Source organism: Citrobacter sp. S-77, from assembly GCF_963864895.1.
Taxonomy (GTDB): Bacteria; Pseudomonadota; Gammaproteobacteria; order Enterobacterales; family Enterobacteriaceae; genus Citrobacter; species Citrobacter murliniae.
The window spans coordinates 339,243-361,285 of the sequence record NZ_CAWLWU010000002.1; the positions used below are offsets into that span (position 1 = coordinate 339,243).

Sequence of the window (22,043 nt, forward strand, 5' to 3'; positions counted from 1 at the left end):
CGTTGTTCGGGAGGGGCGTCTTCCTGCTAGCGTTTTCTGCCGCCCATTAAACTTCCCAACATGCCACGGATTATCTGGTTAGTGACCTGACGCGCCGCGCTTTTCGCCACGCTTTGTACCACACCATCGCGCTTGCCACCGCGTGGTCCGGTGCTGCCAAACAGGATATCCTTTAGCCCGCCAAGAATACCGTCGTCCACCTCGACCGCTTTGCCGTTGGCTGGGGGGGTATTTTGCTGTTCGGTACTGGCCTGAACCCCTTTCTGTAAGCGTTCATAGGCGGATTCACGATCGACCTCTTCTTCATATTTGCCGTACAGAGAAGAGTGATTAATTAACCCGTTACGTTCATCGTCCGTCACCGGGCCCATCCGCGAACACGGTGCAATCACCATTGCCCGTTCAACCACTGAGGGACTGCCTTTGGCGTCGAGAAATGAAACCAGCGCTTCGCCGGTGCCCAACTCCTGAATGGCTTTTTCGGTATCAAATGCCGGATTGGCGCGCATGGTTTGCGCTGCCGCTTTCACCGCTTTCTGATCTTTGGGCGTGAACGCGCGCAGGGCGTGCTGCACACGGTTGCCCAATTGGCCGAGTACGTTGTCAGGAATATCAGACGGGTTTTGCGAAACAAACCACACGCCGACACCTTTCGAGCGGATCAGACGAATCACCTGCTCGATTTTATCCAATAGCACCTGCGGAGCGTCATTGAACAACAGATGGGCCTCGTCGAAGAAGAATACCAGCTTCGGTTTCTCCAGATCGCCCGCTTCCGGTAATTGTTCGTACAGCTCGGAGAGCATCCATAGCAGGCTGGCAGCATACAGTTTGGGCATCTGGTAGAGCTTTTCGGCGCTGAGGATGTTGATCATCCCTTTACCACTGGTGTCGGTGCGCATCCAGTCTTTAATCTCCAGCATCGGCTCGCCAAAGAAATGCGCTGCGCCCTGTTGCTCCAGCGACAGTAATCCGCGCTGGATAGCCCCCACCGAGGCGCTGCTGATGTTGCCATACTGATTCTGGAAGGATTTGGCGTTATCGCCGATGTACTGGGTAATCGCCCGCAGATCTTTGAAATCGAGCAGGAGCAGCCCCTGATCATCAGCAATGCGGAAGATAATATCTAATACGCCAGACTGTACGTCGTTCAGGTTCAGCAGCCGGGCAAGAAGCAGTGGCCCGAGATCAGAAACAGTGGCGCGAACGGGGTGACCTTTCTCGCCAAAGATATCCCATACCGTTACCGGATTGGCATGTGGCTGCCAGTCGGTAATACCGATATTTTTCAGGCGAGCGAGCAGTTTTTCTGACGCTTGTCCTTCCTGTGCCACACCGGTTAAGTCACCTTTCACATCAGCCATAAATACCGGCACACCAATCTCAGACAGCGATTCGGCAAGCTTTTGTAACGTGACGGTTTTGCCGGTCCCGGTTGCGCCGGTAATCAGCCCGTGACGGTTGGCCATGCCTGGCAGTAAAAACAGTTCGGTGTCCGGTGTGCGGGCAATTAACAGGGGTGTGCTCATTAAGATTTCCTCCATTTATCCTGCCTGGAGTATAGGCAATGTGAATGAAAGAAAGTATGCGACAGGGAGAGAAAATGACTTAAAGCGTATTGCCGTGATAAATCTGATACCCCAAATCAACCGTGTTGTGGTTATGGTCGTTGTTCTTGATTTTGCTCAGTAACATTTGCGCCGCCATGCGCCCAATGTCAAAACGCGGAGTAATGACGCTGGCGAGGCTTGGGATCATCTGCCTGCCCATTTCCAGTCCGTGGAACCCGGCAATGGAGATCTGCTCCGGTACGGCAAGGTTGTGTTCGCGACACAACAGCAACGCACCCATCGCAATATCGTCATTGGTACAAAAAACGCCGTCTACGTCAGGGTGTGCCGTGAGGGCATCACGCATCATTTGTGTTCCCAGGTGGATGGATGAAATCGCGCGCGGATTGACGCGCAGCGGCTCCAGTCCACGACGCGTCATGGCATCGCAGTAACCGCGGTAGCGCTGCTCATCGCGGATATCATCTTTCGACCCCAGATAGAGAATTTTGTGGCGCTGGCGTTTATCCAGCATGGTGCTGACCATATCAAACGCCGCCTGACGGTTATCAAAGCCCACTTCCATATCCAGGCGATCGCCCTGAATATCCATCAGCTCAACCACCGGAATGGTGGCTGATCGCAGAAACTTCACGGTGCGCAGAGTGTGATATTTCTCGGAAAGAATAATACCGTCGATATTGTACGAGAGCAGGTTAATCACTGACTCTTCTTCGGATTCCCGGTCATAATTGTAGTTAGCGATCAACGTCTGATAGTTATGGTCCGAGGTCACCGATTCAATACCTGCAAGGATGTCGGCGAACAGTTGGTTTTGAAAAGAGGGGATCAGCACACCGAGCGTATAGCTTTGCGCATTCAATAGCATTGCGGGCGCACGGTTAGGGATGTAATTAATCTCCTCCATAATCTGCGCGATACGTTCACCGGTTTCCTTTGCGACCTTTTTCGGCGAACGGATGTAGCGGCTCACCGTCATTTTGGTCACACCCGCCAGGGTGGCGATGTCTTGCAAAGAAATTCTGTGGTTCCTCATTTTCTCTCCAGTGCCGGGGAGCACTGACTTTCGCTCCCCGGTAAATACCGTATTAATGCAGGATGGCGTTCAGCGCCAGAACCCCCAACAGTCCCATAATGGAAATCAGCGTTTCCATTACCGTCCAGGTACGTAACGTTTCCCCGACGCTGAGATTAAAATAGCCTTTAAACAACCAGAATCCCGGATCGTTAACGTGTGAGGCAATCACGCTGCCCGCGCCGGTTGCCAGCACCATCAGCGCCGGGTCAGCATGGGTGACGTTAATAATCGGCAGCACCACACCCGCAGTGGTAATAGCGGCAACGGTCGCTGAACCGAGCGCGATGCGCAGCAAGGCGGCTACCGTCCAGCACATCAGTAGCGGAGAGAGCGAGGTGCCGGTCATCAGGTGTGAGATATACTGCCCCACGCCGCTGTCCACCAGAACCTGCTTAAACGCACCACCACCGGCGATGATAAACACAATCATCGCAATCGCGCCGATAGAGTCGCCAATGATATCCATAATTTGCTCAATCGTACGTCCGTTACGTCGACCAAGGGTAAAAATAGCGAGCACGATGGCGATAAACAACGCGACCGCAGGGTTACCGATAAATTCAAAAAACACCCGCACGCTGTTGGTTTTTGGCAGCGTAATTTCGCATACCGCCGCTACTGCCATCAGTATTACCGGGATAACCGCCGCAAAGATACTGTTCCAGAATGATGGCATCTCTTCTTCGGTGAACAAATGTGGGTTGAATAAACCTTCCGGTGGCGCTTTCTCAAAACGGGTCAGCAGCTTGGAAAACAGCGGTCCGGCGACAATCACCGTCGGGATAGTAATGATAAATCCGTACAGCAGCGTGGTCCCCAGGTTCGCCTCGAAAATCGTGGCGATCGCCGTTGGTCCCGGATGCGGCGGCAGAAAACAGTGAGTAACAGAAAGGGCGGCAACCATTGGCACGCCGACATACAGCAGCGGCAGGCCAGATGAGGCAACCACTGTAAATACCAGCGGTAGCAGCAGAACAAAACCGACTTCGAAGAACATCGCCAGACCGACGACCAGCCCGGTGATTACCAGCGCCCACTGCACGCGCTTTTTCCCGAACGTTCTAATCAGCGTGGTGGCGATGCGTTGGGCCGCACCAGTATCGGAAATTAGCTTCCCGAGCATTGCGCCGAAACCCAGGATCATCGCCAGTCCGCCAAGCGTCCCGCCGATGCCGTTTTGTATTGAGTGCAGAACGGCCTGTGCATCCATCCCTTCGGCAAAACCGACGACAGCCGCAACCAGTACAAGGGCAATAAAGCCGTTAACTTTAAAGCCAATCATCAGGACCAGAAGCAGCGCGACGCCTGCCGCAATTATTATTAATGGCATAATCGTTTCTCTTACTTATAAGTGCCAAAAATGCAGCGCCTGGGCGCTGCGTGATGTTGCGTTGTGTTGTATCAGACGGCGACCAGCATGCCGCCATCGACAAACAACAGGTGTCCGTTAACAAAATCCGATGCTTTGGAAGAAAGGAATACCGCTGCGCCAATCAGCTCCTGCGGATCGCCCCAGCGTGCGGCTGGCGTACGTTTGCACAGCCAGGAGGTGAAGGCTTCGTCCTCGACCAACGCTTTGGTCATTTCGGTTTTGAAGTAGCCAGGCGCGATACCGTTCACCTGAATATTGTGGCGCGCCAGCTCAACGCACATCCCGCGGGTGAGCATTTTCACCGCGCCTTTCGAGGCGGCATACGGCGTAATGGTGTCGCGCCCCAGTTCGCTCTGCATGGAGCAGATATTGATGACTTTCCCGGCCTGGCGTTCAACCATGCGACGGGTCACCGCTTGTGATACCAGGAATACCGCCGTCTGGTTAACGGCAATGACGTCGTTCCAGTCCTGCTCCGGGAACTCGGTGAACGGATGGCGGCGCTGGATACCGGCGTTATTTACCAGCACGTCGATCGGACCAATATCTTTTTCGATATGTTCGATGGCGGCATCAATATCCTGTTTATGCGTAACATTAAAAGGTGCAGCAACGGCGCGAATACCTTCCTGCTGCAGTTTCGTAACAGCTGCTTCTGCGCGTTCTGGCGTAATATCATTGACGATAATCTGCGAGCCATATTTACCGAGCCCAGTCGCCAGTAAATAACCAATTCCCTGAGCCGAACCGGTGATCAGAATATTTTTGCCGTCCAGTGAAAAAAGATCGTTCATCATGCTATTCCTTATTGTCTGTCTTCGAATACGAGCTGGACTTTTGCCGCCTGGGTTTTATCCCCGGCGAAAATCAGCGCCTGTTCGAGATCGGTAAACGGATATTCGGCGCTCAGTAATGGCAGCGGATCGATAACGTTATTCGCCAGCCACGACACCGCCGTGTTGAATTCAGTGGTAAAGCGGAAGGAGCCTTTGAGAGAGATTTCTTTGCCGATCAGCATCATCATTGGGAACTCCGGCACGGCGCCGCCCATGCCAACCTGTACCATCACACCTTTCGCGCGGGTGACTTCCAGGCAGGTGGTAATCGAGGAGGGATGCCCGGAGACTTCGAAACTGACGTCGAAATAGCCTTTCTCTTTTTTCCATTCGTCGAGAGAGTCCTGCTGCGGATTAATGAGCGTATCCGCTCCCATCTGCTGTGCCAGCGTGAGTGAACGCGGACTAATGTCAGCACAAACAATCTCTGCCGCGCCAAGCGTTTTCACCGCGCTGACGATCAGACAGCCGATAGGGCCAACACCGGAAATAAATACGCGCTTGCCCTGCAGATCGCCCGCTTCATGTGCGGCGTGGATCGCCACAGCCAGCGGTTCGGCAAAGGCCATGACTTTTTCATCTGCCTGCTGCGGATAGGGAATACATTGCGCAGTATCGACGGTTTTAAACTGAGTAAAGCCGCCGTCAACGTGGGGAAAATACATGGCGCTGCCAAAAAAGCGCATTTCCGTGCACTGGTTTTCTTCATGCTGCAAACAGTATTTACAGTGACCACAAGGCTTAGACGGATTAATAGCAATCGACTGACCTTCATGTAATTCTTTTGAATCACTATGGACAACTTTACCAATGACTTCATGGCCTAAAATCATCGGCGCTTTTACGGTAAAGTTACCAACTTTACCTTCCTGATAATAATGTAAATCGGAACCGCAAATACCACCTCGGGTAATTTGTACCAATGTTCCTTTATTATTCCATTCAATATTTTGGTCTGTAATGGCAACAGTTTTCTTACCCGCGACAACGCAGGATTGTGTTTTGACTTGCATAAATGCCTCACTGGTCAGGTAGTAACCTCGGCAGCATTTAAACGGTTTTATTTGTTATTATTTGTGACATAGATCACGCTGGAAAATTGTTACACTACAATGTTACGCATAACGTGATACGCCTTGTAATTCTCAGCAGCAGCGCTAAAAAAGCGTGAAATTCCTAATGTGGGAAGCGTAGTATCGCGGCATGGAAACAGGAATCTGGAGTTTTTTTGATGGCCGGGGAAAGTTATATTTTGATGGGCGTTTCGGGTAGCGGTAAATCATTAATTGGCAGTAAGATTGCCGCTGTATTATCGGCTAAATTCATTGATGGTGATGATCTCCATCCAGCTAAAAATATTGATAAAATGTCTGAAGGTATTCCGCTAACCGATGAAGACCGACTCCCCTGGTTAGCGCGATTAAATGACGCCTCATACAGCCTGTATAAAAAAAATGAGACCGGCTTTATTGTCTGCTCGTCATTAAAAAAACAGTATCGCGATATATTGCGCCAGGGTAGTCCTAATGTGCATTTCCTGTGGCTGGACGGCGATTACGAGACCATTCTGGCGCGCATGCAGCGTCGGGCAGGACATTTTATGCCAGTGGGTTTGCTGAAAAGTCAGTTTGATGCGCTGGAATGCCCGCAGGATGATGAACGCGATATTGCCCGTATTGACGTGAACCACGACATCGAACATGTGACGGAACAGTGCCGCCAGGCGGTACTCGCGTTTCGTAACGGGCAATAAGCTCAGCCCCGGATGGGACTGAGCCACTGCATCAGAAGTCGGCTTTCAGCACTACGCGATAGCGGGCTTTGCCGTCACGCACGTGCTGGATAGCTTCATTAATTTGCGACATCGGGTACAGCTCGGTGGTTGGAGATACTTTACTGCGCCCGGCAAACTTCATCAGCTTGCGCAGCTCAAAAGGTGTGCCGGTCGCTGAACCGGAGATACTGCGATCGCCGGCAATTAAAGTGAACGCCGGAACCGGCAGCGGCTTCAGCACGGCACCGACGGTATGGAAGTTACCGCCGTAAGCCAGCGCTTCAAAATAGGGTTGCCAGTCGAGATCGACGTTAACCGTATTGATAATCAGATCGAACTGGCCCGCCAGCGCTTTTAATGCCTGCGGGTCACGGCTGTTGACCACTTTATCCGCTCCCATCGCCAGCACTTCCTGCTCTTTCGCCGGGTTTGAACTGAACGCCGTCACTTCACAACCCATCGCGTGCAGCAACTTAATAGCGATATGCCCCAGACCGCCGATACCGATCACCCCGACGCGGCTGGTGGCTGTAATGTGATGCATCAGCAGCGGTTTGAATACCGTGATGCCGCCGCACAACAGAGGTCCCGCCGCCGCAATATCGATGCTCTCCGGCAGCGGGATCACCCATTGCCAGTCGGCACGCAGCTTCTCGGCAAAGCCACCGCGATTGAGAATGGTGGGAACAGAACCTTCCAGACAGTTAATCTGATTGCCGCTGATACAGGCATCGCAGTGCCCGCAGCTACGTGCCGTCCAGCCAATACCAACGCGTTGACCGATCTTCAGCCCTTTATCCTGCGCCGCACTGCCGAGCGCGACCACGCGACCAATGACCTCATGTCCGGCAACCAGCGGATACTGAGAGAATCCCCATTCGTTGTCGATCATCGACAAATCGGAATGGCAGATACCGCAATAGTCGACATGCACTTCGACATCTTCTGGCTTTAACTCACCCGCATCATATTCGTAGAGTTCGAGTTCGCTGCCCGCCGCTTTTGCGGCGTAGCTTTTTATCATCGACATCATGTTCCCCTCATGTGGTGTTGAACTGGAAGTGTAGAGCATGGGGTAACGGGGCGCTTCGCAGAAGGGGGGATTAAGGTGGTTGTTGCGGGGGATAAACTGTGATGGTGATTGCAGGCGCGTAACGTAATGCTGAAATTTTCAACACTTAGCGCGCCAGGTACACGCTGGCGCTTGCATGGTGGCGCATGACAGGTATAATCCACAACGTTTTCCGCATCCCTTCCGTGCCGGAGTGGCGAAATCGGTAGACGCAGTTGATTCAAAATCAACCGTAGAAATACGTGCCGGTTCGAGTCCGGCCTTCGGCACCAAGTAATGCAATAATTAGCTACCTAAGGGTGGCTTTTTTTGTGTCCATTTTCGTCCAAATTCGTCCATATCCGTCTGTAATTAAAAGATAATTTACTTTTCGTTAATAGCCATATTTATTTTGTGTCTTTTCCGTGTTGGTCGTTTTTTATCCATTGACATCCAGGCGATTTGGGGGCCAAATTGGGGGCTTAGACGTAGTTCGATAATAGTGAGGCCCCCAAATGGCACTAACAGATCGCGCTATAGTCCACGCCAAGCCTTGTGGCAAGCCGTATAAGCTCAGTGACTCGCATGGACTTTACCTGCTGGTTAACCCTAACGGTTCAAAACGCTGGTACATCAAGTACCGCTTTGTAAACAAAGAGAAAAAGCTCGCTTTAGGACCTTATCCGCTTTTGACGCTTGCACAGGCAAGACGCATGCGTGAAGAGGCACAATTATTGCTGATTTCCGGCATCGATCCGAGTGCACACCGAAAGGCTGAACGTCTTGCTATAACGCCGGAACATACGTTTGATTCTGTGGCACGCGAATGGGTCACCAGTAACGTGAACTGGTCGGCGGAACATAAGAAGCGGGTGCTGCGTTACTTCGAGCTTTATGTGTTCCCTACAAACGGTCATTGCGACATCACCAAAATGAAGGTTAAAGACCTGCTGGTACCCATCAAAGAGGTGGAGAAAGCGGGCAAACTGGATGTTGCTTCCCGGCTTCAGCAGCGCACTGCCTGCGTGATGCGCTACGCTGTCCAGAACGGCATTATCGATCATAACCCTGCATCAGATTTAACCGGCGCGGTCTCGACTCCCAAAGTACGCCACCACCCGGCGCTGGATCTGAATCTTATCCCTGATTTTCTGGAAAGAATCGATGATTACAAAGGCCGTCAACTGACTCAACTGGCAGTAAAGTTGGCGCTGCTACTGTTCATCCGCTCCAGCGAACTGCGCTTTGCCCGCTGGGATGAAATTGACTTGCATAACGCCATGTGGACCATCCCCGCTGAGCGCGAGCCGATCCCCGGCGTTAAATATTCAGCTCGTGGGGCGAAGATGCACTCCCCACACTTGGTCCCATTGTCGCGTCAGGCCATCGAACTGCTGCATGAGGTGCAGCAGCATTGCCGACCGGGAACTGAACTGGTATTCCCCGGCGATCATAACTACCGCAAACCGATGAGCGAAAACACCATCAACAAAGCGCTGCGGGTGATGGGCTACGACACCCAGAAAGACGTCTGCGGCCACGGTTTTCGCACTATGGCCTGTAGCGCGCTGGTGGAGTCGGGCCTGTGGTCAAGCGATGCGGTAGAGCGCCAGATGAGCCATCAGGAGCGCAAGCGCGTGCGGGCGGCGTATATCCATAAGGCGCAGCACCTTGAAGAACGCCGGGAGATGATGCAGTGGTGGGCGGATTACCTGGATGCCAATCGGTTCAGGCATGTGGTGCCGTATGGCTTCAAAAAATCGCCGGGAGGCGCACTCGACCATATGAGCTTCCAGGAGCGCAATGACCGGCAACTGGAGGAACTGAAAGCCAGAATACTGGCCGACTCAGAATGGCTGACAGCGTCTGAGTTATCGGCAAAAGCGGGTTTCCGTTCTGCCGATCCTGAGGCAGGCCCGAAAGGCTGGAAAGCCGCCGGGAAGATATTCTCGCTGAAGGTCGATGGTGAGGATTTGTACCCGGACTATGTTCTGGATGAGAAAATGCGGCCTCTCAAGGTTGTCAGGTTGATTCTCTCATTGTTTAAGGAGCGTAAAACGCCGTGGGGGTTGGCTATCTGGTTTGGTTCGGCAAACCGCAGGTTGCGCGGTGGGAAGCCGAAAGATCTGCTGATTTCAAAGTCAGAGTTGGTACTGATGGCGGTGCAGGATGAGGTGGAGTCGGGGGAGTAGGGATGGTTACTCAACCCCGAAAGAATGCGTCCAACTACTCTTTATCCTCCTTTCTTTAATTGAAAATGACGTTTGGAAGGTTGAATAAGACATCGCGTTTCTGGCGGTCTTTTTTTGAACATTTACGTTGCTTCCCTCTTGGTTTGTTCATAATATTTCTTTGTTCATGATTCATGAACAGTTATGGAGTATGAACAAATGAAAGAAGAACAGCTTTTGTCTGATGTGATAGAGAGCCTGCCAAAAGGATTTCATTTGCAGTATGAATATAGTGGCAGACATGGAAAACACGATGCCTGGGGTAAGCTAACAGGGCCGGATGGTGAGCCCGTGACATTTGTTCTGGAAGTAAAATTTATCCATCGTAAAGAGTCACTGATGGCTGTTCGCGAACAAATGGTTCGTTTTCCTGCGGACTTTCCTGTTCTGCTGGTGTGTAACCGCCTGACGTCCGCACTGGCGGAATATTGCGCCGATAGCCAGATTAACTTTATTGATACGGCGGGGAATGCCCGTATCCAGGTTCCGGGGTTGTATGTGTGGATCGAAGGCCGCTATGAAAAGAAACCCATTTCCGCCAGCAGCCGTTTTGCTGAAGGGGTGATGAAGCTTCTTTTTGTTTTACTGTCTAGCCCGGAGATCCTGAACGAGACTTACCGCAGTCTGGCCGGAAAGGCAGGTATCTCTCTGGGGATGGTCAGCAAGGCTTTTGATTATCTCGAAGCGCAACGCTATTTCCGCAAATCGAAGAAGGGGCGTCGCTTAATCAATGAAGGCGAGTTACAGGTTTTGTGGCTGAAAGATTATGCTACCGCTTTGCGCCCAAAGCTGGATTTGCTTTCTTTATCCGCGCCTGTTTCATGGGATGAGTTGACGCTTGCGTCCGGGGAATACTGGAGCGGAGAGATTGCGGCGACAGAGCTGAGCGGAGGATACCTGATACCTGAAAATGGCGTAATTTTTACACCCCATCCGTTGCTACAAAGGCGAAAGGAACTGGGACTAAAACCTGTTCCGGGGGGAAAACTACAGCTGATCGCTGGTTTTTGGGGGAATTTTACACTGAACCACAAAGCCGAGGTGATGCTATGCGTGGCTGAATTGCTGGCAAGCGGCGATGACAGGAACTGGGAAACGGCAAGGATAATCAATGACAAATATCTTCACCTTAATGAATCCGATCTCTTCAGCTACTGAAAAGTTACTGAGCCAGATCAACCGTATTTGCATCGCGCAGGGGATCCCGTTTTTTATTGCAGGTGCAACGGCTCGTGAAATTCTGCTCCATCATGTACACGGCAGAAGTATTGGTCGCCGAACCCGTGATATTGATATTGCCGTTTTTGTGGATAGCTGGCCGAGATTTGATGCGCTTAAAAATGCTTTCCTTGCTGAAGGCGCAGAGGCTGTCCGTGATAACGCCCATCGTATGATTGTCGAAGGGATCGAACTGGATATTATTCCTTTCGGTGGTGTTGCTGAAGGGAATCAAATTGCCTGGCCGCCAGAGCGCGAGATCATCATGGCTGTGGACGGATTTGCCGAGGTATTTTCTCATACTGTAACCGTACAACTGGATAATGGTGAAAATCTTCCGTTTTGTTCCTTACCAGGACTGGCGCTGTTAAAACTTTTTGCCTGGCGCGACCGTGGGCATGGAAGCACCAAAGACGCGACCGATCTCTTTAAGATTATCCGTGAATATGGTGCTATTGAGGATGAACGCATCTATGAGTCGCCCGTAGAAGGGGAACGCCTGGACTGGGATCCCATACGTATGGGGGCTTTTCTGTTGGGAAGCGATATCGCGACAATTAGTGAACACTCATCCTTGCAGGATTTACTCCATCTTGATAAAGAACGCCTGATCGATGTGATAGTACGACAGCATGACGTGGGTGATGCCGGGATTGAGCAGATCATTAATGATTTCTGGGATGGTATGGCAAGTGATGGTTGAGGATGTAGTTTTAGATGAAATGTTCACAGCAGAGTTTTGTTCATGAATCATGAACGGTATTATTGTGAACAATGGCAGGGCGTAATGCCAACTGCCCTATAAAGATGCGCTTATGTTATCAATAATGCCAGCCCAGAGTCAGTCGCGACATCATCAAACTGAAGGTCAAAGACCTGCTGGTTCCCATCAAAGATAGTGGAGAACGCAGGTAAATTTGATGTTCCACCTTCCACCTTCCACCTTCCACCTTCCACCTTCCACGGCGCAACGCACCTTCGGCATAATGCGCTAATATTATGGCTATATAGGTATTGAAAAGATAAAATATTATCACTATGGCTAAAAAAACGGCTCCCTTAGTTCCCGGTACTAATCAGTTGCTTGCTGAGTTTGGCGAACGGCTTAAGCTGGCGCGACTGCGACGTAAGCTCACAGCAAAGCGGGTTGCTGAGCGAGCCGGGATGTCGCCAATGACCTTGCGTTCTCTTGAATCAGGCGGGACGGGCGTGACAATCGGCGCTTATTTGTCAGTTATGCAGATTTTGGGTCTTGAAAAGGATCTGAACAAACTTGTCGCTGAGGATGAACAGGGACGCCAGCTTCAAGATTCCCGGCTAATAAATAAAACGCGTGTTTCTCGTCCTGCTGCCATCTCTCACACAAACAGGCATACCGGAAACGTGATAAAAAACGATGTCTTCGACAAGCAATTCTCGACATCACAAGAAAAATCAATCGATTCTGAAGTAAAAACGGAAGTCGTGACATCGGCATCTCTTGCTGCACTGCTAAAACCAATAAAGAAACCCAGAAAAGGTAGCTGATACGCTGGAATTTTTGTATTGAAACGAGGGACTGTAGATTTCGATAGCTAAAAATAATGCCTGCTGATGATATGTTTAAAAAATGCCAAAAAATGTACATATGGCGTTGATATGTCGATGCTGTAAACATGTTTGGGCGTTATGTCGATAAAACTGGTTTTTTTAAACATATCGTCATGCTTAATCCAACCGCTCAATCAGTCTTATATCTGTTACGGAAAATGCCTGTAAAATGGCGCATTCTGCCATCTGGCAATGTTCATATTTACTGGCTCGAGGAATATCGTACCCCCTTAATTTCCATGAAAAGTAATTTTAATTCATTTAGTTATTAATCTTTTCTCCGCTGAGAATATGAATTTTTATCCCCTATAGGGGATATACTCAAAATATCTATCCTAGGGGATAAAATGAACGTAACCTCACCCAAAATGCTGGCTCAGGCAATCAGGGATGCACGCAAGCAACGTAACCTGACCCAGCGTGAAACTGCAGCAAGTATGGGCATGAAACAGTCAACGGCTTCAGAGTTATCCTGAGGGGACCCGCCTGGATACGCTCTTTAAGCTGCTTGCCGCTCTGGACCTTAAGCTTCAGGTCGTAAGCCGGAGGGGTAAAAACAATTCTTCTGATGGCTGGGACCAGGAGTGGTGATCTGTGGAAAGATGAACAAAAAGGCCATGGCACTATCCGGACGGAACCACCATTTTCACTGGCGTACCATCTGGATTTCCAGAGCACATAAGAGAAGCTATTTTTGCATCAGTCAGCGCGTATTCCGTAGCCATCTCGGCAGTAGTTGAAACAGTAAAAAATGCCCCTATTTCATGGCTAATTAACCGCTAAATTCTAGCCATGGAGGAAACTACCGATGTTACCCCGGACACACCGCCAGCTCGTAAGCGTTGAAGTGATGTGGTCTGCTCAGACGCTACCGCTTCCTCTGCAACAGGTAGTCGAAGCATTGAATCAGGGCGAAACGCCCGATCAGATTATTATCCGCATGAATCAACAGGGTCTGCTGGCGTGGCGTGAGGATGCATCAGTGCAGGATACACATGATATCTTTCAGATACGGCTAGACAACCAGAATGAGGCGCGGTTTCTCTGCCGCTACGTTACGCTGCCGCTGCACTGATGCCCGTATCCCGGTAATGCGAAATTGAAGAGTGCTGTTTATTACCGGCATAAATTAATATGCTATAAAATAAAGAGTTAGCATATGTCGTTTCAGGGATGATGAGTTGTAAATGAAGAAGAAACTGCCAGACCAGCTTTCCAGGGAATGCATTATTGCGGCTATGCGCGCCTATGATGAAGGTGTACGCCACCAGTTCAGCGAGTCCCGGCTGTATGATGTAGTCTTTGAAGGGCGCGGTTATCCACCTAAAGCTATAGTCGGTATTGCTGCTTCAAATATCACAGGCGTTGAGTTTTCCCCTGAAGATTTTAGTGGTGGTATCAAGTCGAAATGCGTCAAGTTGCTTACCGATCAAGGGTTCCAGATCGTTGAGAAAAATTTGGGTAACGAGCAGCCCGCCATCAGTATTTTTCCTGATGAACTGCCACCGCAGAGCGTATTTACTGAAGGTGCAGCTACGCAGGTAACGGTTAACCGCTATGAACGCGACCGTAAGGCCCGACAGGACGCATTAGCCTGGCATGGTTGTCTGTGCAAAGTATGTGGTATTGATATGATGAAGGTGTATGGCGAGATAGCGAAAGGTTTTATCCATATACATCACCTGATTCCGCTATCAGACATCAAAGAGAATTACTCTCTGGATCCCAAAAAAGATCTTATTCCCGTCTGCCCTAATTGCCATGCCATGTTACATCGACGGAGCCCGCCATTTTCTCCAGAGGAGTTGGCAACAATCATGCAAAAATATATGATCTCATAGACTCTATAACGGCTCTCATTTAAATTAATATGTTATTTGTGGAGGAATAAAGATTGAATGATGTATATGCCTTTGATCTAAAATTGGTCTGCGGTGGGTACGCTTATTTCTCGACAGATACTTTAGGTTCTGCTCCTGATGATCAAGGCCTGGAGTTCCGTACTCCATCGCCTGTAATACGTGAGCGATTTTCTCGTGCATTGGAAGAGCTAGGCCAAACTTACACAATAATTAATGATACAAAGTCTCTTTATGTGTGGACCTGTTTTCAGGGCTGGGCTCTTGTCGATATTTCTTTTGCTTATGAGCATATGCCTCATTGGTTGAGAAAAAAGAAATGCTTAATATCTCCTTTTGGTTCGTTTACAGATATTGCGTTGGCATCAGATTCCGTTAGGAAACGAACATTCCGAGGCAAATTTAAAAAAAGAATTCTTGATAGAGATAATAATCAATGTGTGATTTGTTCAAGCACAGAAAACCTTACTCTTCAACATGTTGTTCCTTATTCAAAAGGCGGGGAAACAAGCTACAGAAATTTAGTTACCTTATGTGAACCCTGTAATCAAAAACTTGGATCTGATTGTTATCGAGAGTTGTTCAGATTGGCGGGTTTAAGGGGCGATTACGAACCTTCACTTGTAAACAAAGCTATGCCGGATGATAAAGCACTTATTCGTGCAGTTCAATTCTCGAGTAATATTATGCATACACGTTGCGATCTTTATTGACCGATTAGCAATTAATCAAACTATTAAATCGGTAATAACTTCAGCCACGGGTTATTCACCGGTATTTTCTCTCCAAGCACCAGCCCAGGATCCTCCATCAGAAACCCTTTCAACTGACTATTTTTCTTTTGTGGTGCGCAAACCTCGCAGGTCCAGATAAAACTGTCATCATTACAGCGCAGGGCCAGCCCTGACTCCTGAAACATTCGCTGTGCCAGCTTCCAGCCGTCGCCGGTGTCTCCAGTGGTTTCTGATGCGTATGTCTTAAAGATCCCCGGCGAAATCAAGAAAAGATGGTTTTCCACCACATGTACCTTGCCGTTCCGGGTATTCACCGTGGCTGAAGGGCTGGTGTGGTTCTTCAGCCACTGCAGGAAATTATTATTGTCACCAAGCCTCAGGTCGTCTGCTATCTCCGGCAGCGGTTGAGTGGGAACGCTAAGTTCAGGGACGGGTTCAGCTTCGCTTACCGGCGTCACATCACCGGCAAAACAGGCGGGCCGTTGTTCGCCTGGCTCCCATATTGCAGATGGTGTCAGGCGCAGCAGCGTCAGCGGTTCAACGGGCGACCAGCCTTTATCCGATCGGATAATGCAGCGCCAGATCGCTTTATCCTCATTGGCAACGATAAGCTGATGCGTCAGCAGTTCGTCAAACAGGCGGTTATTGTTTTCCGGCACGCTAGATACGCCATGCTGGAGCAGCCAGGCGCGAACCCGGTCGGCGGTGGTTTTGCTGATAAGCCACAGCGCATCCTCCGTCAGCCAGCCATCGGATCCGCATTCGGGATTATTGAGTCGGTACTCGTTCTGTACTAGTGACCGTAAGGCTGTAAGAAGCTGCTGGGGAAAGGAAGAGGGGTTTTGCGCCAGTGCGGTTTTGATATTGCCGCCGAGGTATCGGGCGACAGAGGCTTTATCGGCCTGCTGCACCAGTTCAGCCAGTGCGCCAGCCCGTTCGTAGTGTCCGGTGAGCTGATAAATCAGGGACGCAAAAGCCGCCGGGTATCCGGCCAGCCAGTTCAGTAATGGCGAGGGTATCAACTGATTAATCAGCATTGCGCCAGCCGCCGGATGCAGATGATAGTCGCGACCGTAGCTCTGGTACTGCCAGCGATAAGGCTGTGCCAGATTACCCTGCCACGGATGCCAGCGGGTGCCATCACGTTGATGGATCTCCATATCCACGGCGATTTTTCCTGTGTCGTGCAGCAATGCCGCGCAGACCACCGTGAGCGTCCATGCGCTGGCCTGCCGGGCCTGTTCTTCCGCGCCCGCTTCCGGTGGCAGCAGATAACCCTGGCGCAGTCGGATGGCGTTGCAGGCAACTTCCAGCGAATGATCCAGTAGCCCGCCGGGAATGGAGTGGTGATGACTTTGGGAGGCGGGTAGCAGTTGCACCAGTGCGGCGAAGCGGTGAATCGCCGTGAGGATCCAGCTATTGAACAGGGTATCCGGCAGCGGGGTCAGTTGCCGTAATTGATGCATACAGGACTGGCGTAACGGCGTCGCCAGCAACCGTTCTGCGGATTGTGGCGCATACCAACCCGTCGGCAGCACAACGTCTGGCGCAGGTAGCTGGCTCTGGGATGGTCTTTGTAGCCACTTCAGCATATTTTCCCCTTTCCGGGCAGGCCCCTTTGCCCTTGTTACCCTTCCTTTGCAGTTTCTCCCTTTAGGCCTTTTATATTTTATTAGTAAAAAAATTGTATGCTCTGATGTGCATATCTAGCGCTATATTTCTGGCCGACGAGTGAAAAGTGACCGACGTATTGTCGGCCACTTTAAAACTACCACCAGGCATAAAACATCAGCCTGTCTCGCTCAAAATCAAACGTCTCCAGCGTCTCTTTCACCCAGTGGGTGACGGCGCGGACATCTTTCCAGTAGTGTTCTCCATAATCGGTATAACCATAGAAAAAGCCGTCAATCGTGGGATAAACCGCGCCGCAGTTATCCGGCGTCAGGCTCTGCAGGTCATTCAGAAGCGCCTGCAAATGTGCTTTGGTGACTTCTAACAGCACCTGGTTGCGCACCAGCCCAACGTGTTTATCCACCCATTTGAGTAACGGGTTCACCTTGCGGAAATAACCCACTCTGGCGTACTGGCTTTCATCGGGCGCGTTTTTTGCCCGTTCGAAAAAGAAGAGATCGAGTCCCATACATTGATCCTCAGAAAAAGGGGAGCAACTTCCCGGCGGGGAAGACTCCCCGTGCGGGTGGGCTGTCAGGCGCTAAGCTGACAGGGTTGTGGTACAGCGTTGAGCAGCCATTCACTGGCGTGGCGCGCCATACCGCTGGCGCGGATCACTGCCCGCTTGTCCTGGCGCAGGATATCCAGCCAGTAGCCGATATAGCTGGCGTGCTGGAGCCTGCCCTGAATGCCGCAATGGGCACACAGGAAGGCGCTACCCATCTCCGCCACTAACTCTTCAGCGGCGTAGAGCGCTTTGGTGTGTTCCGCTCCGGCAATACCAGTGCGGTTCAGGCGTGAAACGTGTCCAGTGGCGTGCGTCAGTTCATGCAGCAGCGTGGCGTAGTACGCCTCGCTGCTTTCAAACTGTTGCGGGTGCGGCATCATCACCAGGTCGGTCGCGGGTTTGTAATACGCTTTCGACTGGCGGCGATGGCGCAGCGTCACGCCGCTATTCTTCGCAATGGTTTCGGCCATCTCTACAGGCTCTGTGGGTCGGGTAAACGGCTCGAACAGCGACTGCGGCAGGCCGTCGCACTGCGACAGGTTAAACAGCCGAAATTCACGAATAATCCCGAAATGCCGCACCTTCGGCTCGCCGTCTTTATCCAGCAACGGCTGGCCGAGTGCATCGGTCTCTTCCTGTGTGCGCGGCAGATACAACACCGCCAGAGAGGATTTCTCCCCCCGGCGCACTTGCCCGCCGAGCGCGCTGACCTGATGGAACGTCAGCCAGCGGTCGCTGGCGAAGCTCTGGTTGTCGGCGCTGTTCCACAGCAGCGGCACGTTGATGCCGTGATACGGTCGACCGGATAACGCATTGATCGGGAACGGCGGCTCGCCATCGCGCCACGGGCGGATCCACGGCACATTGCCGTTTTCCAGCTCAGCAATAATCTGGTCGGTGACTTTCTGGTAGATATCGTTGCTTCTGTCCATTGTGCGATCCTCATGGAAGAAGCCGGAGCTGCCTCCATCCGGAAGCGACTCCGGCGGGGAGAGGTTATGCCTGTTCAGCCATCGAGACCTGCACATAGTGGCCGTGATAGTTGAGTGATAGCGGTAATGCGACAGGGACTTTCATATAGCCCTGCGGCGGCTGGCAGTAGATCGTAAAGGTGACTTTCTTGCGGGACGTCCCGGCGGTGCGCAGGGTCAGCAGTACGGCGAGCAACAGATTGCCCAGCCGTTCTTCCATCTGCTGCGGGTCGGCGGGAAATTCCACAGCGGATTGCCAGACATCAGGGGCGATAACCACCGGCATTAACGATGGTTTTTTATCGAAAAGCGACATGGTGTTTCTCCTGTAAATGAGCAGGGAACACCCTTCGCAGGGCATTTCCCTGCGGGATGGAATGGTACGGGTATCCTGCGCATCTGCGCCGTTCGCACCTTCCGGATACATGGCGAACTTACTTTTTCTGTCAGATTATTTTTTCAATCACGGATATTTCAAATGACAATTGATCAAAGTAATTGAAGGTTTTAAATGCTGGTACAGTATAAGAAAGGAATAGTGAGGTTAACATTTTGTTATTTATACATATTAGCCCTAGGGTAATCCATAGTGCTAATATGTATTGAATTATTTTGTTTTTAGAATGTTTTTTATTATATCTTTAGATATTTGATGGTCGCTTTTGAATTTTAACAAGTATTCAAATTCATCTTCAATTCCAGATTGCTCCAATGCATAAATAACTTTCTTTAGTTCATGGAAGTTGAGTGAGAATAAATTATTGTCGTGTTGCGTTCTTTCACGATATAAAGGTTTTAAGTTTACATCACCAGTTTTACTTTGTTTTCCCAACAAATTAGCTTTTTCGATACCAATCGCACTTAAATAGGATAATGTATCATTATATTTTATTAAATAAATGTTATTGATGTTTTTTGTGTTATTGTAAAGATCTTTTATCCATAGCGGAGGATCATCAGAAGAAATTATATTAAAATTACTAGTGGATAAAGATACTAGCATGTTGATGAATTTATTTTCTGACCATTCCTCGTGTAAACAATATGGGGATATAAAAAGTATGTTACTTTCGGTTTTTAATTCCTGCACTATATTGTTATTGTAAGCGAACATACCGAAAGGTAAAATTATTATAATTGACTGCTTCTGCTCAAGTATTTTTTTTATTATATGGTCATCCTTGTTAGAGCGATAGATTATTGCACTTACATCGCCTTGAGAGTTAATATTCATGAAGGATTTTATTAACGCAGAAGTTGCTTTAGATGTATTATCTTTCTTATGGTCTAAAATAAAAATATTTTTGGGGTTTTGTTTTAATAAATCCGTATTGCCTTGTATATATTGTTTCTCCTGAAAGAAGATTGATGTTTGCAATTGTGATATATTAAGTTGTTCTAAATCCAAATGCTTAATGCTTTCTGTTTTTTTTGTTTTTGTAATATTGCGAGAGTCATTAGGCTCAAACACCATAATGTCTAAATTGATTTCAGAAAGATGATCTTTAATCATTTTTGATACAATATTCCAGTCTAAACCTCCATGACCACAACCCAATGCTGGTAATGCAACACGACCTTTATTTTTAGTTTTTAAAAAATGATTTAGTGCAACTAATCCTGATTCTATATCTTTATAAAGAGATTTATTTCGCCAATGTCTTTTAGTTGGAAAATTGACTATTATTTTATCATTGGTATGCCATACGTGTAATTCACCTGGCTTGATTAAACCTTTATTGCATAATTCTTTATATTCAATGTACATTGAAGGATATCTTTCTTTAAATGCTAATGCAACACCGGCACCCATAACTCCAACACAGTTAACAGTATTAATTAATATATCTGCATTTACAGAAAACATGTCTCCATTAGTGAACCTGATCATGTTTATACTCCTTAAATATTGGCTAGTGCTCTTTGGTATATTGCATCAGCTTCACCCTCCCTCCACCAGTAGGGATTTAAAGATCTGACATCAGCCTCAGACAAGCAAAATAACATATTTAATTCATTTTCTGATTTAACTAAATCTAATAATTGTTTCTCGTCACGTCCTTGGCCAAGTATATCACCAATCAGGTCATGATAACAAACTAACTTCAAAAGATGTTCTATTTCACTATTATCGATATATTTAATTCTATTTATAATTAAATCTTCAAGCATTGGCATTGCAAGTAGTGGATGACGAGCATCAACTTTTTGCGTACCATCAGGCCAGCGACTTTTGGGACCTTTTCCTATATCATGTAAAAATGCTGCTAATTCGACAATTATTTTTGAACGATTGTTTAAGCGCAAATAATATTTGTTTTTAGCACAATTCGAAATAACAGTTAAAGTGTGTTCTGCTACGGTTTCTCTATGGAGAGCATTTTCAGAATGCAACCCAACTAACTCATTTGTATAATTAATATTGCTAATATTTGTTCTAAGTGTTGTTATTAATTCATCCAGCGAATTAAATTCGTAAGAGATTTTTTGAGTTCTCGAGTGTATCTTTGTTAAAGCGTTTTTGAAGGCTTGGTTAGTTTCTTTGGGCCCGGGCGAGCATGATTTTCTGCCATTATTCATGAAGTTTATGTAATAATGCCATCTGGGACCCTCTTCAAATGAAATTGTGGGTATTGTTACATTTAGCGATGCTGCAATTTTTTTTACTCTTTCCTTAATTCCTTCATTCCAAACCACTATATTCTCAATGTCAGATATTGAGACTCTATTGTATACAAGAAATTCCGCCATTTTTTGTTGCTTTTTATTTGCGGGAGGAGCCCATTTCAATGAGTCGATTAAGTCCCATTCTAGATTATCTAAGTGTGCTAAATTATCATAAAAATTGGGGGGAGTGAAAGCATTTGCAGAAGAATCTGTAAATACGAAATTATAATTTATTAACTTGGATAATTTAAACTCTAAATAAATAATATCAAGCTGATCGATATTTCTTTTATTTACAACACCTAACAACATCGGACTACGAGTACAGAAATAAAAAGGCACATAATCATGCACCACGCCACCAGGACCGCAAGTAACTTGCATTGTAGCTCTTCTTGCTTGGATGTCGGGTTCTGCAATGCTAAGTGTGGGAGTGGTTCTACGCATGAGCTCATTATTTGAAAGCATATTATTTGAAAATAAACTTTCAAGATTATCTATATGTGTGAAATGATAAACATATCTTTGAGAGTGGTTAGCTGGTAGAGTCATATTATTCCTTCAATTATAAATTAAATGTATTTAGTTTTTATAATTAGAAACATATATTGTTTATTATATTTCAAGTATGCTTTGCTATAATAACGATGTATCTTAAAAATACATCAGCCAATCCTAAAAAGTGTTGTTTTATAAACTAACTTTAATAGTTACTAAGTAAAAATTATGCTTTGCAATATAGCATGACTGGATTCTTTTGCCAACAAGCTGCAACCTTATGTATCATAAAAACTTTCCTAATTTGTGATGTGTCTGTATATCTCTACAAGAAAGTCACGAGCACCGTGATGCACATCACAGTGCTCTTGACCTTCTTAAGATCTGTAGAAATAAAAACTCGTGGTTCTTAAT

Annotated in this window: 21 protein-coding genes and 1 tRNA gene; 10 read left to right on the forward strand and 12 right to left on the reverse strand. The window is 48.3% G+C overall.

Annotated elements, in window-relative coordinates; translation table 11 throughout:
- Positions 1-26: 26 nt before the first annotated feature.
- From AACS05_RS02300 to idnD, 5 genes are all read right to left on the reverse strand, one after another.
- Positions 27-1,529, reverse strand: coding sequence for a helicase HerA-like C-terminal domain-containing protein (locus AACS05_RS02300; RefSeq protein ID WP_045449409.1), 1,503 nt, complete (start codon positions 1,527-1,529; stop codon positions 27-29).
- Between the two features lie 79 nt (positions 1,530-1,608).
- Positions 1,609-2,607 carry a DNA-binding transcriptional regulator IdnR gene (gene idnR / locus AACS05_RS02305; protein ID WP_045439240.1) on the reverse strand — a complete coding sequence of 333 codons (999 nt, stop codon included), beginning with the start codon at positions 2,605-2,607 and terminating at the stop codon, positions 1,609-1,611.
- Between the two features lie 52 nt (positions 2,608-2,659).
- Positions 2,660-3,979, reverse strand: coding sequence for a gnt-II system L-idonate transporter (idnT, locus tag AACS05_RS02310; protein ID WP_045439243.1), 1,320 nt, complete (start codon positions 3,977-3,979; stop codon positions 2,660-2,662).
- A gap of 71 nt (positions 3,980-4,050) precedes the next feature.
- On the reverse strand, positions 4,051-4,815 hold the full coding sequence (idnO, locus tag AACS05_RS02315) for a gluconate 5-dehydrogenase (RefSeq protein WP_045439250.1): 765 nt from the start codon (positions 4,813-4,815) through the stop codon (positions 4,051-4,053).
- Between the two features lie 11 nt (positions 4,816-4,826).
- Positions 4,827-5,870 carry an L-idonate 5-dehydrogenase gene (idnD, locus tag AACS05_RS02320; protein ID WP_045439253.1) on the reverse strand — a complete coding sequence of 348 codons (1,044 nt, stop codon included), beginning with the start codon at positions 5,868-5,870 and terminating at the stop codon, positions 4,827-4,829.
- Between the two features lie 218 nt (positions 5,871-6,088).
- On the opposite strand from idnD, the gene idnK reads away from it, so the two are divergent.
- Positions 6,089-6,610, forward strand: a complete 522-nt coding sequence (gene idnK / locus AACS05_RS02325; RefSeq protein ID WP_045439256.1) for a gluconokinase — start codon at positions 6,089-6,091, stop codon at positions 6,608-6,610.
- Positions 6,611-6,641: 31 nt separating this feature from the next.
- Here idnK and ahr read toward each other — a convergent pair whose 3' ends face one another.
- Positions 6,642-7,661: an NADPH-dependent aldehyde reductase Ahr gene (gene ahr / locus AACS05_RS02330; RefSeq protein ID WP_045439259.1), complete on the reverse strand. Its 1,020-nt coding sequence runs from the start codon at positions 7,659-7,661 to the stop codon at positions 6,642-6,644.
- A gap of 229 nt (positions 7,662-7,890) precedes the next feature.
- Between ahr and AACS05_RS02335 the strand changes: the two genes are divergently transcribed.
- The 9 genes from AACS05_RS02335 to AACS05_RS02375 all read left to right on the forward strand — a co-directional run bounded on the left by AACS05_RS02335 (position 7,891) and on the right by AACS05_RS02375 (position 15,293).
- Positions 7,891-7,975: transfer RNA gene (locus tag AACS05_RS02335), tRNA-Leu, on the forward strand.
- 222 nt (positions 7,976-8,197) lie between these two features.
- Positions 8,198-9,874 carry a tyrosine-type recombinase/integrase gene (locus AACS05_RS02340; RefSeq protein WP_071828885.1) on the forward strand — a complete coding sequence of 559 codons (1,677 nt, stop codon included), beginning with the start codon at positions 8,198-8,200 and terminating at the stop codon, positions 9,872-9,874.
- 183 nt (positions 9,875-10,057) lie between these two features.
- On the forward strand, positions 10,058-11,071 hold the full coding sequence (locus AACS05_RS02345; RefSeq protein ID WP_223306971.1) for a type IV toxin-antitoxin system AbiEi family antitoxin: 1,014 nt from the start codon (positions 10,058-10,060) through the stop codon (positions 11,069-11,071).
- Positions 11,025-11,834: a nucleotidyl transferase AbiEii/AbiGii toxin family protein gene (locus tag AACS05_RS02350; RefSeq protein WP_045439267.1), complete on the forward strand. Its 810-nt coding sequence runs from the start codon at positions 11,025-11,027 to the stop codon at positions 11,832-11,834. The genes AACS05_RS02345 and AACS05_RS02350 overlap by 47 nt, the downstream gene beginning before the upstream one ends.
- Before the next feature lie 335 nt (positions 11,835-12,169).
- Positions 12,170-12,658, forward strand: a complete 489-nt coding sequence (locus tag AACS05_RS02355) for a helix-turn-helix domain-containing protein (RefSeq protein ID WP_045439270.1) — start codon at positions 12,170-12,172, stop codon at positions 12,656-12,658.
- A gap of 410 nt (positions 12,659-13,068) precedes the next feature.
- Positions 13,069-13,197 (forward strand): helix-turn-helix domain-containing protein, encoded by a 129-nt coding sequence (locus AACS05_RS02360; protein ID WP_223306972.1) that lies wholly within the window; start codon positions 13,069-13,071, stop codon positions 13,195-13,197.
- 332 nt (positions 13,198-13,529) lie between these two features.
- On the forward strand, positions 13,530-13,796 hold the full coding sequence (locus tag AACS05_RS02365; RefSeq protein ID WP_045439277.1) for a hypothetical protein: 267 nt from the start codon (positions 13,530-13,532) through the stop codon (positions 13,794-13,796).
- 112 nt (positions 13,797-13,908) lie between these two features.
- Complete coding sequence (locus AACS05_RS02370; RefSeq protein ID WP_045439280.1) at positions 13,909-14,562, forward strand: HNH endonuclease; 654 nt, start codon at positions 13,909-13,911, stop codon at positions 14,560-14,562.
- A 53-nt stretch (positions 14,563-14,615) separates the two neighbouring features.
- Entirely contained in the window at positions 14,616-15,293 is a 678-nt protein-coding gene (locus AACS05_RS02375) for an HNH endonuclease (RefSeq protein ID WP_071828886.1), read from the forward strand.
- 23 nt (positions 15,294-15,316) lie between these two features.
- On the opposite strand, the gene mobH is transcribed toward AACS05_RS02375, so the two are convergent.
- From mobH to darT, 6 genes are all read right to left on the reverse strand, one after another.
- Positions 15,317-16,906 (reverse strand): MobH family relaxase, encoded by a 1,590-nt coding sequence (gene mobH, locus AACS05_RS02380; protein ID WP_045439284.1) that lies wholly within the window; start codon positions 16,904-16,906, stop codon positions 15,317-15,319.
- A 176-nt stretch (positions 16,907-17,082) separates the two neighbouring features.
- A complete protein-coding gene (locus AACS05_RS02385) occupies positions 17,083-17,454 on the reverse strand; it encodes a hypothetical protein (protein ID WP_045439287.1) in 372 nt (123 codons plus the stop codon).
- Positions 17,455-17,519: 65 nt separating this feature from the next.
- Positions 17,520-18,425 carry an ArdC family protein gene (locus AACS05_RS02390; protein ID WP_045439289.1) on the reverse strand — a complete coding sequence of 302 codons (906 nt, stop codon included), beginning with the start codon at positions 18,423-18,425 and terminating at the stop codon, positions 17,520-17,522.
- A 64-nt stretch (positions 18,426-18,489) separates the two neighbouring features.
- A complete protein-coding gene (locus AACS05_RS02395; RefSeq protein ID WP_045439291.1) occupies positions 18,490-18,780 on the reverse strand; it encodes a hypothetical protein in 291 nt (96 codons plus the stop codon).
- A 291-nt stretch (positions 18,781-19,071) separates the two neighbouring features.
- Positions 19,072-20,355, reverse strand: coding sequence for a macro domain-containing protein (locus AACS05_RS02400; protein ID WP_052369261.1), 1,284 nt, complete (start codon positions 20,353-20,355; stop codon positions 19,072-19,074).
- Between the two features lie 11 nt (positions 20,356-20,366).
- Positions 20,367-21,683, reverse strand: coding sequence for a type II toxin-antitoxin system toxin DNA ADP-ribosyl transferase DarT (gene darT, locus AACS05_RS02405; RefSeq protein ID WP_052369262.1), 1,317 nt, complete (start codon positions 21,681-21,683; stop codon positions 20,367-20,369).
- Between the last annotated feature and the right edge of the window lie 360 nt (positions 21,684-22,043).

Coding starts and splice junctions, on each gene's coding strand:
- AACS05_RS02390 (WP_045439289.1), bottom strand. CDS start 18,425: ATGGACAGAAGCAACGATATCTACCAGAAAGTCACCGACCAGATTATT.
- ahr (WP_045439259.1), bottom strand. CDS start 7,661: ATGTCGATGATAAAAAGCTACGCCGCAAAAGCGGCGGGCAGCGAACTC.
- AACS05_RS02350 (WP_045439267.1), top strand. CDS start 11,025: ATGACAAATATCTTCACCTTAATGAATCCGATCTCTTCAGCTACTGAA.
- AACS05_RS02370 (WP_045439280.1), top strand. CDS start 13,909: ATGAAGAAGAAACTGCCAGACCAGCTTTCCAGGGAATGCATTATTGCG.
- idnO (WP_045439250.1), bottom strand. CDS start 4,815: ATGAACGATCTTTTTTCACTGGACGGCAAAAATATTCTGATCACCGGT.
- AACS05_RS02365 (WP_045439277.1), top strand. CDS start 13,530: ATGTTACCCCGGACACACCGCCAGCTCGTAAGCGTTGAAGTGATGTGG.
- AACS05_RS02400 (WP_052369261.1), bottom strand. CDS start 20,355: ATGATCAGGTTCACTAATGGAGACATGTTTTCTGTAAATGCAGATATA.
- idnK (WP_045439256.1), top strand. CDS start 6,089: ATGGCCGGGGAAAGTTATATTTTGATGGGCGTTTCGGGTAGCGGTAAA.
- AACS05_RS02345 (WP_223306971.1), top strand. CDS start 10,058: ATGGAGTATGAACAAATGAAAGAAGAACAGCTTTTGTCTGATGTGATA.
- darT (WP_052369262.1), bottom strand. CDS start 21,683: ATGACTCTACCAGCTAACCACTCTCAAAGATATGTTTATCATTTCACA.
- idnR (WP_045439240.1), bottom strand. CDS start 2,607: ATGAGGAACCACAGAATTTCTTTGCAAGACATCGCCACCCTGGCGGGT.
- mobH (WP_045439284.1), bottom strand. CDS start 16,906: ATGCTGAAGTGGCTACAAAGACCATCCCAGAGCCAGCTACCTGCGCCA.
- AACS05_RS02300 (WP_045449409.1), bottom strand. CDS start 1,529: ATGAGCACACCCCTGTTAATTGCCCGCACACCGGACACCGAACTGTTT.
- AACS05_RS02355 (WP_045439270.1), top strand. CDS start 12,170: ATGGCTAAAAAAACGGCTCCCTTAGTTCCCGGTACTAATCAGTTGCTT.
- AACS05_RS02385 (WP_045439287.1), bottom strand. CDS start 17,454: ATGGGACTCGATCTCTTCTTTTTCGAACGGGCAAAAAACGCGCCCGAT.
- idnD (WP_045439253.1), bottom strand. CDS start 5,870: ATGCAAGTCAAAACACAATCCTGCGTTGTCGCGGGTAAGAAAACTGTT.
- idnT (WP_045439243.1), bottom strand. CDS start 3,979: ATGCCATTAATAATAATTGCGGCAGGCGTCGCGCTGCTTCTGGTCCTG.
- AACS05_RS02395 (WP_045439291.1), bottom strand. CDS start 18,780: ATGTCGCTTTTCGATAAAAAACCATCGTTAATGCCGGTGGTTATCGCC.
- AACS05_RS02360 (WP_223306972.1), top strand. CDS start 13,069: ATGAACGTAACCTCACCCAAAATGCTGGCTCAGGCAATCAGGGATGCA.
- AACS05_RS02340 (WP_071828885.1), top strand. CDS start 8,198: ATGGCACTAACAGATCGCGCTATAGTCCACGCCAAGCCTTGTGGCAAG.